Origin of the sequence: Streptomyces sp. WAC06614 (assembly GCF_003949795.1) — a bacterium.
In the GTDB taxonomy this organism is placed as follows: domain Bacteria; phylum Actinomycetota; class Actinomycetes; order Streptomycetales; family Streptomycetaceae; genus Streptomyces.
The window spans coordinates 1-10,847 of record NZ_RPRY01000245.1 but is presented as its reverse complement, the minus strand read 5'-3'; the positions used below and the strand labels follow the sequence as shown (position 1 = coordinate 10,847).

Annotated in this window: 8 protein-coding genes and 3 pseudogenes; 3 read left to right on the top strand and 8 right to left on the bottom strand. The window is 75.4% G+C overall.

What is annotated here, in order from left to right; all coding sequences use genetic code 11:
• Positions 1-483 (top strand): annotated as a pseudogene (locus EF918_RS26130) (hypothetical protein); the annotation flags it as partial.
• A gap of 22 nt (positions 484-505) precedes the next feature.
• On the opposite strand, the gene EF918_RS26125 reads toward EF918_RS26130, so the two are convergent.
• From EF918_RS26125 to EF918_RS38540, 3 genes and pseudogenes are all read right to left on the bottom strand, one after another.
• Positions 506-1,153, bottom strand: coding sequence for a hypothetical protein (locus tag EF918_RS26125; RefSeq protein ID WP_125651121.1), 648 nt, complete (start codon positions 1,151-1,153; stop codon positions 506-508).
• Between the two features lie 101 nt (positions 1,154-1,254).
• A pseudogene (locus tag EF918_RS26120) lies at positions 1,255-2,177 on the bottom strand (nucleotide disphospho-sugar-binding domain-containing protein); the annotation flags it as partial.
• 24 nt (positions 2,178-2,201) lie between these two features.
• Positions 2,202-2,381 (bottom strand): annotated as a pseudogene (locus tag EF918_RS38540) (MerR family transcriptional regulator); the annotation flags it as partial.
• Positions 2,382-2,654: 273 nt separating this feature from the next.
• Here EF918_RS38540 and EF918_RS26110 point away from each other — a divergent pair.
• Positions 2,655-5,369, top strand: a complete 2,715-nt coding sequence (locus EF918_RS26110) for a SpoIIE family protein phosphatase (RefSeq protein ID WP_125651119.1) — start codon at positions 2,655-2,657, stop codon at positions 5,367-5,369.
• A 44-nt stretch (positions 5,370-5,413) separates the two neighbouring features.
• Here the strand turns inward: EF918_RS26110 and EF918_RS26105 are convergent, their stop codons facing one another.
• The 4 genes from EF918_RS26105 to EF918_RS26090 form a co-directional block, all read right to left on the bottom strand.
• On the bottom strand, positions 5,414-7,087 hold the full coding sequence (locus EF918_RS26105; protein ID WP_125651117.1) for a serine/threonine-protein kinase: 1,674 nt from the start codon (positions 7,085-7,087) through the stop codon (positions 5,414-5,416).
• 142 nt (positions 7,088-7,229) lie between these two features.
• Entirely contained in the window at positions 7,230-8,357 is a 1,128-nt protein-coding gene (locus tag EF918_RS26100) for an RICIN domain-containing protein (RefSeq protein WP_125651115.1), read from the bottom strand.
• A 24-nt stretch (positions 8,358-8,381) separates the two neighbouring features.
• Complete coding sequence (locus EF918_RS26095) at positions 8,382-9,419, bottom strand: alpha/beta hydrolase family protein (protein WP_125651113.1); 1,038 nt, start codon at positions 9,417-9,419, stop codon at positions 8,382-8,384.
• 64 nt (positions 9,420-9,483) lie between these two features.
• Positions 9,484-9,720 carry a hypothetical protein gene (locus EF918_RS26090; RefSeq protein ID WP_125651111.1) on the bottom strand — a complete coding sequence of 79 codons (237 nt, stop codon included), beginning with the start codon at positions 9,718-9,720 and terminating at the stop codon, positions 9,484-9,486.
• 84 nt (positions 9,721-9,804) lie between these two features.
• On the opposite strand from EF918_RS26090, the gene EF918_RS26085 reads away from it, so the two are divergent.
• The gene (locus EF918_RS26085) at positions 9,805-10,320 is read left to right on the top strand and encodes a hypothetical protein (RefSeq protein ID WP_125651109.1); all 516 of its coding nucleotides are present in this window, start codon (positions 9,805-9,807) and stop codon (positions 10,318-10,320) included.
• Between the two features lie 67 nt (positions 10,321-10,387).
• Here EF918_RS26085 and EF918_RS26080 read toward each other — a convergent pair whose 3' ends face one another.
• Positions 10,388-10,780 carry a DUF2000 domain-containing protein gene (locus EF918_RS26080; protein WP_125651123.1) on the bottom strand — a complete coding sequence of 131 codons (393 nt, stop codon included), beginning with the start codon at positions 10,778-10,780 and terminating at the stop codon, positions 10,388-10,390.
• Positions 10,781-10,847: the final 67 nt, after the last annotated feature.

The window sequence follows — 10,847 nt, the reverse complement described above, 5'->3', positions numbered from 1 at the left end:
CCTCCTCGGGCGGGTACCAGCGGCCGGCGCCAGGCCGCCACCCCGGACATCCCGCGCGCCGGCCGCTGGTACCCGCCCGAGGAGGTGGCCCGCTGCACCTTCGGCGTGGTCCTGGACACCTCCGGCTCCATGGGGCCCGCCCTGCTCGGCAAGGCGCTGGGCGCCATCGCCTCGTACGCCCGGGCCCGCGACGTACCCGCCGCCCGGGTCGTCCACTGCGACGCGGCACCCCATGACGCCGGATACCTCCCGCCGGAGGAGATCGCCGGCCGGGTGCGGGTCCGCGGCCGCGGCGGAACCGTCCTCCAGCCCGGTGTCGACCTCCTGCTGCGTGCGGAGGACTTCCCTCCGCACGCTCCGGTCCTGGTCATCACCGACGGCTGGTGCGACACCTTGCGCATCCGCCGCGAACACGCCTTCCTGATCCCCCAGGGCGCCACCCTGCCCTTCACCCCCCGGGGCCCGGTCTTCCGCGTCGAGTAGGGCGGCAGAGAGGCAGGGCGGGTCAGGCGGCCGTCGTCAGGGCCGGCTCCTCCTCCCAGTCCAGGGAGCACGGGCAGGCGCGGTACTCCAGGCCCAGCTCGCGGTCCACGAGCTGGTTGCTGCGGGTCGCCGCGGCGGAGACCTCCTGCCAGGAGCCGTACTTGGCGTGCAGCTGGTCGGCGGTCGGGCCGAGCGGATTGCCGTACTTCTTCATGTTCCGCTCCTCCAGCCGCCGTACCTCCTCGGGCGACATGCCGGCCCGCGTCACGTCCTTGGCGTCGTTGCGCATCTGCACCAGCGTCCGCGCGATCTCCTCCTCCGAACGCCCGTCCTGGCGCATCCGGCACGCGGTCCGGTCCATCTCGCCGAGCAGCGCGTGGTACTGCATCCGGATCCGGCGGGACTCCTCGCGCTGCTCCGGCGTCTCCGCGCGGATCGCACAGACCACTGCCTCCGGGCTGGTGCACGGCCCTTCGCTCGGCGGGTCCTCGGAGAGCGGGGCCACCACGACCGAGCCGCCACAGGTGTCGGCGACGGCCACGGCACAGGCGGCGCCCGGCTGGAGGGCATGGGCGGCGGCCCCGGGCAGGACCAGGGCGAGCTGGGCGGCGAGGACGACGGGCAGGGCGCGCCGGGTGAACCCGCGCAGACGGGAAGCGAAGGAGGTCATGCCGGGCATCGTCGCGGCCCGCGACCGCGGCGCACCCGCACCACACCCGCACGTCGCGCCTCGGCACGGCAAGTTCCCTCCCAGGGGCGACGCCCGGCCCCTCACCGCGTCAGCCGGCGTACGGCGGGTGTGGTGCGGGTGCGCCGTCCTCGACCGCCACGTGCCGCGCCGCGGCCGCCGCGGCCCGTGCGTACGGCGGCTGCCGCACCACGGTCCCCAGCGCATCGGCCGGCCGCTGCGCCGTCGGCTCGCGGAACGGCACCGGCGCCGGGGCCGCGCCGATCGCGGCCAGGCGCGCCGCCCGGGACGGCTGGTCCGCGGCCACCGGAACGGTCACCGACGGGACCGGCGCGCAGCGCCGCCGCCGCGGTGCCCGCCCCGGCGTGGTGGACGACGGCGGCCGGCCGCGGGAACAGCAGGGCGTGCGGCACGTCGCCGACGGTCAGGACGTCGTCCCCGGCCGGCGCGGCGAGCCCGGCACCGCCCGCCTGCAGGACGCCCCGCAGCCCGGGCCGCCGCAGCGCGCGCACGGCGATCCCGCCGACCCGCTCCCCGTCCCCCGCGGCCATGCTGCCGAAGCCCAGGAGGACCGGCTTCGGCCCCGCCGCCAGGAACTCCTCCCGCTCGGCAGGCAGCCGCCGGGCCGGATCGACGTACGGCCACCAGGAGCCGGTCACCTCCAGCCCGGCCGGCCCGTCGGACGGGCGGGGCACCGGGGACGTGCTGAACCCGCGCAGGACGGGCCGGCCGGCCCGTCCTGCCGCCGGCGCATCCGTACGGCGCTCAGCGGAGGCAGGTCCAGCCGGGCGCGCAGGTGCGCCACGGCCGGCCCGAAGACCCGGTCGGCCATGCGCAGGGCGAACCGCCCGGCGGCGCGGTTGCCGAACCGGCCCAGCGACCGGGTGCCCAGCACCGTCGGGGCGAACGCGCCGGTCGGCGCGGTGGGCTGGAGGTACGCGTCGAGCCCCGGTGTCCCGGTGGCCTCCGTGACGTGCCGACCGAGGGGAGCGGCGGTGGCCGACAAGCAGGAGCGGTCTGCGCCGAGTTGTCGCAGCCGGGGCCGCAGGTGCCCAGCTCGTGGGCCTGCGGGTCGGTGAGGATCTCGGCGATCTGCGCCGGCGGGATGCCCAGTTCGCGGGAGAGGAGGATCTGCTGGAGCCGTGCGAGATCGGCGTCGTCGTAGCGGCGGTGGCCCGCCCGGCTGCGGTCGGTCACCGGGCGGGAGCAGACCCGTGCGGGAGGGGCGACTGCGCCGGTCGGCGGTCGCCCGGACGGCGGGTGCGCGCACGCCGCGGGAGCGGGTGCGGACGGGGGCACGGACGGTGCGGTGACGGATACCGGGACCGTCTCGGAGCGTGATCGACGGGCCCACGGAGCGCCCCCGGGAGCCCTCGCGGGAGTCGTTCCCGGGGCCCCCGTCGCGGGTGTCGTGGTGCGCCGCGCGGGGATCGATCTTCCCGGGTACCCCCCACCGGCCGCCGGACGGTGTTACAAAGGCTCAATGGGGCTGACCGCAAAGCGGCCGCGCAGCGTAGCCGGGCAGGTGCTCGTGCTGCAGGTGGCGATCGTGATCCTGCTCGCCGCCGCGGCCGTCCTCGCCCTGCTCCTGCAGTCCCGCAGCGAGCTCGACCGGGAGGCCCGCAACCGCTCGGTCGCGGTCGCGCAGACCTTCGCCCACTCCCTCGGGCTCCAGGAGACGCTCAAGGGCGCCGATCCCTCCAAGACCCTCCAGCCACTCACGGAGCAGACCCGCCGCAGCGCCGGCGTGGACTTCATCGTGGTCATGGACACCAAGGGGATCCGCTACACCCACCCGCAGCCCGACCGCATCGGCAAACGCTTCGTCGGCACCATCGAGCCCTCCCTCGCCGGCCAGGTGTACACCGAGAGCGTCAAGGGCCCCCTCGGCAACGAGATCCAGGCCGTGGTCCCCGTCAAGGACGCGAACGGCAAGGTGGTGGGCCTGGTCTCGGCCGGTCTCACCGTGGAGAACGTCAGCGGGGTCTTCGACCGCCAGCTCCCCGTCATCCTCGCCTCCAGCGCCGCCGCCCTGGCCCTGGCCACCGCGGGCACCGCCCTGATCACCCGGCGGCTGCGGCGCCAGACCCACGGCCTCGGGCCCACCGAGATGACCCGGATGTACGAACACCACGACGCGGTTCTGCATTCGGTCCGCGAAGGCGTGCTGATCACCAGCGGTGACGGCCGGTTGCTCCTCGCCAACGACGAGGCCAAACGCCTGCTGGACCTGCCCGCGGACGCGGAGGGCCGGCACATCGACGAGCTGCCCGGCCTCGACCCGCGCGTGGCGGCGCTGCTGCTGTCCGGCCGCGAGGCCACCGACGAGGTCCACGTCACGGGCGACCGGCTGCTCGTGGTCAACCAGCAGCCGACCGACCCCTACGGAAAGCCCGGCACGGCCGTCACCATCCGCGACTCCACCGAGATGCGGCTGCTCACCGCCCGCGCCGACGTCGCCCGGCGCCGCCTCAAGCTGCTCTACGACGCCGGCATGGGCATCGGCACCAGCCTGGACGTGGTCCGCACCTCCCAGGAGCTCGCGGACGTCGCCGTGCCCCGCTTCGCCGACTACGTCACCGTCGACCTCGCCGACGCCGTCCTGCGCGGCGACGAGCCCACCGGCTCCGCCGAGGAGATGCGCCGGACGGGCGTCAGCGGCATCCGCAAGGACCACCCGCTCTACCCCCGCGGCGAACTGATCGACTTCCTGCCCTCCACCCCCCAGGCCCGCGGCATCGGCACCGGCCAGGCCGAGGTCGTCCCCGACCTCGCGAACGCCCCCGGCTGGCACGCCCAGGACCCGGAGCGGGCCCGGGCCATCGTCGACTACGGCATCCACTCCCTGATCACGGCGCCGCTGCGGGCCCGCGGGGTCACCCTCGGCGTGGTCAACTTCTGGCGCTCCAGCAAGCCCGAGCCCTTCGACGACGAGGACGACCTCTCGCTCGCCGAGGAGCTCGCGGCCCGCGCCGCGGTCAGCATCGACAACGCCCGCCGGTTCACCCGCGAGCACGCCCTCGCCGTCACCCTCCAGCGCAGCCTGCTGCCCCGCGCCCTGCCCGAGCAGAGCGCCGTGGAGGTGGCGCACTTCTACCTGCCCGCCCAGTCGGGCGTGGGCGGGGACTGGTTCGACGTCATCCCGCTGCCGGGCAGCCGGGTCGCCCTCGTCGTCGGCGACGTGGTCGGCCACGGGCTGCACGCCGCCGCCACCATGGGCCGGCTGCGCACCGCCGTGCACAACTTCTCGGCGCTGGACCTGCCGCCCGACGAGCTCCTCGCCCGCCTCGACGACCTCGTCCAGAGCATCGACCACTCGGGTGAGGAGGCCGCCGACGACCCGGGCGCGGGGGAGGCCGGGACCACCACGGGCATGCTCGGCGCCACCTGCATCTACGCCGTCTACGACCCGGTCGCCCGGCGCTGCACCGCGGCCCGGGCCGGCCACCTGCCGCCGCTGGTCGTCCGCCCCGACGGCACCGTGGACATCATGGACCTGCCCGCCGGGCCCCCGCTGGGACTGGGCGGCATGCCGTTCGAGACCGCGGAACTCGACCTGGAGGAGGGCAGCCAGCTCGTCCTGTACACGGACGGGATGGTGGAGGACCGGGCCCGGGACATCGACGAGGGCATCGAGCTGCTGCGCTCCGCCCTCAGCCGGCCGGACCGCTCGCCCGAGGAGAGCTGCCGGGCCATCCTCGACGCCCTGCTGCCGCCGCGCCCGCGCGACGACGTCGCCCTGCTGGTCGCCCGTACGCAGGCCCTGGGAGAGGACCGGGTCGCCGAGTGGGACGTGCCCTTCGAGCCGAACGCCGTGGGCCAGGTCCGGGCAGCGGTGGGCAAGAAGCTCGACGAGTGGGGCCTGGAGGCCCTGTCCTTCACCACCGAACTCGTCCTGAGCGAGCTGATCACCAACGCCATCCGGCACGGCACGGCCCCGGTGAAGGTCCGGGTCATCCGCTCGCTCACCCTCACCTGCGAGGTCTCCGACGGCAGCAACACCTCGCCCCACCTGCGCTACGCCGCCACGACCGACGAGGGCGGCCGCGGCCTGTTCCTGGTGGCCCAGCTCAGCCAGCGCTGGGGCGTCCGCTACATCCCCGAGGGCAAGGTCATCTGGGCCGAACAGACCCTGCCGGGCGTCTCCGGCGCCGCCGAGGACGCCCTCCCGGACTTCTTCGACATCGACGCCTTCTAGCGGTTCCTCCCGCCCCCGGGCGCTCCTCCCGACCGGCCGGACGCCTAGGACGTGCGGCGGGTCAGGGTCCGGGGGGCGCCCGCCGACTGGGCTCCTTCCGATTCCAGGGTCAGGGTGTCGGACCCCTGGAGGGTGACCACGTAGAGGTTGTTCTGCGGGCAGGTGAAGGTGGCCGAGGCGTCGGTGGGGTGACCGGTGACGGCGGACAGGACGGCGGTGTTCTGGTTGATCTGCTTCAGGGCCAGTGCCTCCGTGCAGCCGAGGTTGCGCCCGGTGGAGGTCTCCGTCACCTCGCTGACCTGACGCCCCACGAGCTCGCCGACCGCCCCCGTGCGGAAGGTCACCGTGACCGAGAACTCCCCGGTCCGCGCACGGGTCAGGCCGTCGGCGTCCGGGGTTCCCGGCCCGGTGCCGGACCAGGTGCCCGCCCAGGACTGCGGCAGCCCCGGCGACCCCGACGGGGTCGGGGACGGCGTCGTGGAGCCCGCGGGGGGCGTGGCGCCCCCGCCCTTGCCGTGGACCGGGCCCCCACCGTCGGGCAGGAGCGCCGACGCGGTCACGGCCGCCGCCAGCACCGCGGCCCCGGCCGCCACGCCGATCAGGGTCCGTCGTCGGGAGGCGCCGGCCGGGGGAGCGGAGGGAGTGGTGGCGCCCGGCGCGAAGGGGGCGACGGGAGCGTCGGGAGCGGCAGGAGTGGCGGGCGGGGACGCCGGGACGGGCGGGACCGGGGCCGCGACCGGGCCGGCGGCCGGAGCCATGCCCGGGGACGAGGGCGTCGCCGTGGGCGTCGGCGGCGGTGCGGACGCCGAGGAGGGTGCGGGTGGGGCGAGCAGGGCGTGGAGCTCCGCCTCGCGGCGGTCGGCCTCCGCCACCAGGGCCCGGGGGACCACCGCGGCCCAGTCCCCGGCCGCACCCAGCCGCGCCCGGAGCTCCTCCGCCGTCGGCCGCTCGGCCGGATCCTTGGCCAGGCACTGGCGCACCAGCGGCAGCAGCGCGGCCGGCACCCCGTCCAGCAGGGGCTCGTCGTGGACGATCCGGTACAGCAGGGCCGGCAGCCCCAGCTCTTCACCGGGGCCGAGGAAGGGGCTGTGGCCGGTCGCCGCGTGGACCAGCACCGCGGCGAGCGAGAACACGTCCGCCGGCGCCGCCGCGACGGCCCCGGTCGCCTGCTCCGGCGCGAGGTAGCCGGGCGTGCCGACGACCGTGCCCGTCCGCGTCCGGCGCGGGTCGAGGACGGCCCGGGCGATGCCGAAGTCGATGAGGAACGGCCGCTCCCGGCCGAGCAGCACATTGGCCGGCTTGAGGTCGCGGTGGACCACGCCGGCGGCCCGTACGGAGCCCAGCGCGGCCGACAGCTCCCCGGCGAGGCCGGTGAGCGCCGGCTCCTCCAGGGTTCCGTACCGGCCGACCCAGTCGGCCAGCGAGGGCGCGGGCACGTACTCGGTGGCCAGCCACTGCGGTGTCGCGCCGGGCGGGCTGAAGTCCACGACGGACACGGTCCACGGGGAGCGCACACGGTCGCTGGTGCGGATCTCCCGGGCGAACCGGTCGGCGAAGCCCGGCTCCCGGCTCAGGTCCCGGTGCACGGTCTTCAGTGCCAGGGGGCGCCCGGACGCCGTGCGGGCGAGGAAGACCTCGCCCATGCCGCCCGCACCGAGCCGCGCGAGCAGTCGGTACCCGCCGATCTCCAGCGGGTCACCGCTGTGCAGAGCCTCCACCAACTCCCGCCGCCCCCCACACCCTTGCGGCTCCGTACGGCACGAGCCACCCCGGGGATCACCCTAGAGGACGCCTCGGACAACGGCGGTCGGGCCGGCCCCGGTCGCAGGACCGGGGCCGGCCCGGGCACGCCGCGCGGGGTCAGGCGCAGGAGGTGAAGGTGGGGCTGGTGTTGGCGATGTAGACGGTGGCGCCGCCGGCCGGGTCGTCCTTGACCGGGACGACCACGGTGTCCTCGGCCTTCCAGGGCAGCCCGCGCGCGTCGAACGTCCACGTGCCGGTGACCTTGCGGGCCAGCACGGACAGCGTCACCCAGCCGTACTGCTTCTCGGGGACGGACACCTGGATGCCGTCACCGACGCTGGTCGAGCCGTGCCAGGTGTTGGTGAACGTCAGCGTCGAGGAGACCCGGGTCTGCAGCGCGGGGGCCGCCCCGGCGGCGAGGTCCGCGGAGAGGGAGGAGGTGAGGCTGCTCTGCCAGCCGGTGGTCCGGGTCACCGAGAAGGTCTGGGTGACCGTGGAGGAGGAGTTGTTGTACCAGACCGCCGAGGCGCACACCTTGGGCAGCGGGGCGGCCGGGGCCTCGCTCTTGACGGCCCAACTGCAGGTGGAGGTGTCCTTCTGGCAGGCCTTCGCGCCGTGGTCCACCGCGAGCTCGTAGGCGGCCGTGGCGGTCGTGGTCCAGCGCTGGTTGGCGCCGGCGTGGCAGTTCGACTTCCCCGTCCACGCGTCGTCGTACTGGGCGTCGGCGATCAGGTCCAGGCACGAGTTGTCGCTCGCGTTGCGGATCAGGAAGACGGTCCGGGAGCCGGACACCGGCTGGAAGTACCACTTCTGGCTGTCCTGGCCGCGGCAGGTCTGCTGGCGCAGGGCCGGCCAGCTCACGTCGATGCACTTGCCGGTGGTGTCGTTGACGATGGCGAAGGTCAGGTCCGCCGGGTTGACGCTCAGGCTCCACGACTGGCTGTGGCCGGGGGCGGAGTTGGTGACGATGTACGCCCCGTCGCCGCGCGAGCCGTTCTGCACGTCGAGCTGACGGCCGTTGCTCGCGGAGGTGATGGTCACGTTGTCGGCGGCCGCCCGCGAAGACGGGCCGGCGGACGGGCCGGCGGGTGCGGCGGCCGCGGCGGGCGTGGCCGGTGCCGGGGCGGCGGTCGCCGCGGGGGCGGCCATGAGGCCCAGGGCGACGCCGCCGGCCAGCAGGGTGCCGAGGGCGCGCAGCCGGCGGGCGCGCCGGCGTAACGGGGGTCGGGTGCGGTCGGTGTGCACGGTGGGTTTCCTCTCGTCGTCAGGTCAGGAGGCGGCGGCGAACGCCGCTTCCAGGCGCGGCACGTAGTCCACGAGGTCCTGCGCCCAGCAGCCGTACTCGTGGCGGCCGGTGCACGAAGGGCCCCAGCCGGCGCCGTCGCCGTAGTTCACGTAGTGGGAGGGGTGGCCGAGCGCGTCCAGACGTTCCTTGGCGTGCCGGGTCGAGGACTCGACCCAGAACTCCATGTCGGACGGGTTGCCGTTGCCGTTCCCGGCGTACAGGGCGATGCCCGTGCCGGCCAGCTTGTCCATGTGGGCCACGGGATCGGCCGCGTTCCAGCGCCAGTCGGCGTCGAAGAACGGGTACGGCGTGCCGAACACGGCGTCACTGGACACCGTCGGCCCGAATCCGCGCCCGCACTCGGGGTCGGAGGTGTCGCAGAGGGCAGCACCGGCGTTGGTGAGCGTGGCGACGACCGCGGCACGGGTGACGGCGTGGTCCCGCGACAGCTCGTTGGCCCCGGAGAGCGAGACGACCTGGCTGAACAGGCCCGGGTGGCGCTGGGCGTAGTGCAGGGCCCCGAAGCCGCCCATGGAGAGCCCGCCGACGGCCCGGCCGGGCCGGTCCGCGCGGGTGCGCAGGTTGGCGTCGATGAACGGGAGCACCTGGCCGATGTGGAAGTTCTCCCAGTTCTGCGCGCCGGCGGCGGTGTTCTGGTCGAGCCAGTTGGTGTACCAGCCGCGGCGGCCGCCGTCCGGGATGACGGTGATCATCGACTGGGTCCGCTGGAGGGCGGGGAAGGCCAGGGCGGGGTTGCCGGGGTCGTTGGACGCGCCGTGCAGGAAGTAGAAGACCGGATAGCGGCGGTCGGGGCTGCTCGCATAGTCGGCGGGCAGCAGGATCCGGATCCGGTGCTCGCCCGCGACCTCGGGGGTGCGGACGGTGATCACGAAGTTGGTGGCGGTGCCGGTCACCGGGGCCACCTGGGTGAGTCCGAACCCGTCGGTCAGCCGCGGCGGCCCGGGCGGCTCGGCCCCGGGTGCCGGGTCGGCCCGGGCGAGCGGCGCGGCGAGCAGGAGCACGGCGGTCGGCGCGCTCGCCGCCGCCGTGCTCCTGCTCGCCGCGCCCGGTGCGGAGCCGCCGTGCCTAGTGCGGGTGCCAGGTGTACTTTCCGCCACCCACCCAGCGGACCGCGTCCGGATCGTCGAGGTCGTGGATGGTGATCCCCAGAGCCGCCGCGGCCAGGATCACGTCCGTCATGGCGCGGGCGGCCCCGACCACCTCCCCGTCGATCTCGACGATCCGGAACGGCGGATCGCCGGGCTGCACCGCCAGGACGGTGACCCGCGGGCTGGCGATGTGCGGGCTCGAGCTCTCGGTCATACGGCATCGCTTCCACGCCACCGCCGCCGGTAATCAGGCGCCTCACCCGTGTGGGCTGCCGCCCGTGTGGGTTACGGTCGTCGCATGGCCTTCGTTCCCTCCGTGGCCGGCCGCATCCATCTGGCGATCACGTTCGTGCTGGTGACGTGCGGGGTGCTGGTCGGCGCCTGCCTCGGCTTCCTCGCCGGCGGCCGGACCCCCGCCCTGGTCGCCGCCACGGCGGCCGGAGTGGGCGCGGGGGCCGGTGCCCTGCTCGCCCGCCGCCAGGTCCTCGCGCACCTGCGGCCCGCGGGCGGGACCGCGGGCCGGCCCGGCGGGTACACCGAGGGGGTCTCCGACGCGGTCCGGGTGAGCATCGCGATGTACCAGGCCGCGGTCTTCCCGCTGACCCCGGGCGGGGTCGGCGAGGAGGAGCGCGCGGCACGCCGCACGGTCGCCTACCGCCTCGCCGCGTTCGACGGACTGCCCCTGGCCGTCCGGCTCTCGGCGGCGGCCGCACTGGAGGCCCTGGACCAGGGCACCGACCCCGAGCGCGCCCAGGCGGCCATGAAGGCCCTCTCCCTCACGGTCTACGAGCACCGGGGCACGGCCGGCCCCTGACCCGCCGGGCCGACCCGCCGGGCCGACCCGCCGGGCCGCCGCGCCGAGCTGCTCGCGCGGGCCCTGGTCAGGGGTGCATCCTGGCCCCCTTGAGGATCTTGTCGACGGCGTTGCGCGGCCCGTGCACGGCCATCCCGACCAGGTCGAGCTGTGCCCGCCCCACCGCCCGGACCGCGGCCCGGTTGTCGCGGTCGTTGCCGGTGGCGAACATGTCCGCGGTGAAGACGGCGCACGGCAGCGCGCGCGCCACGGCGCGGGCGTGGGCGGCGGCCATGGTCTCCTTCGTGCCCTCGAAGACCAGCACGGGCTGTCGGAACATCGCCAGGTACGGCGTTCCGTCCGCGTCCTCGTACGGCTCCCCGACCAGCTCCGGCACCGCCCGTCCGATCCCGCTGACCAGGAACGACGTCACGTTCAGCCGCTGCCAGACCGCCAGGTCGTCGCGCAGCAGGACGGCGATCTTGGTGGCGAAGCGGACGGGGGCGGGGGAGACGGCGGAGCCGGAGCTGGTCGGGGAGCCGTACGAG

Coding starts and splice junctions, on each gene's coding strand:
- EF918_RS26125 (WP_125651121.1), bottom strand. CDS start 1,153: ATGACCTCCTTCGCTTCCCGTCTGCGCGGGTTCACCCGGCGCGCCCTG.
- EF918_RS26110 (WP_125651119.1), top strand. CDS start 2,655: ATGGGGCTGACCGCAAAGCGGCCGCGCAGCGTAGCCGGGCAGGTGCTC.
- EF918_RS26090 (WP_125651111.1), bottom strand. CDS start 9,720: ATGACCGAGAGCTCGAGCCCGCACATCGCCAGCCCGCGGGTCACCGTC.
- EF918_RS26085 (WP_125651109.1), top strand. CDS start 9,805: ATGGCCTTCGTTCCCTCCGTGGCCGGCCGCATCCATCTGGCGATCACG.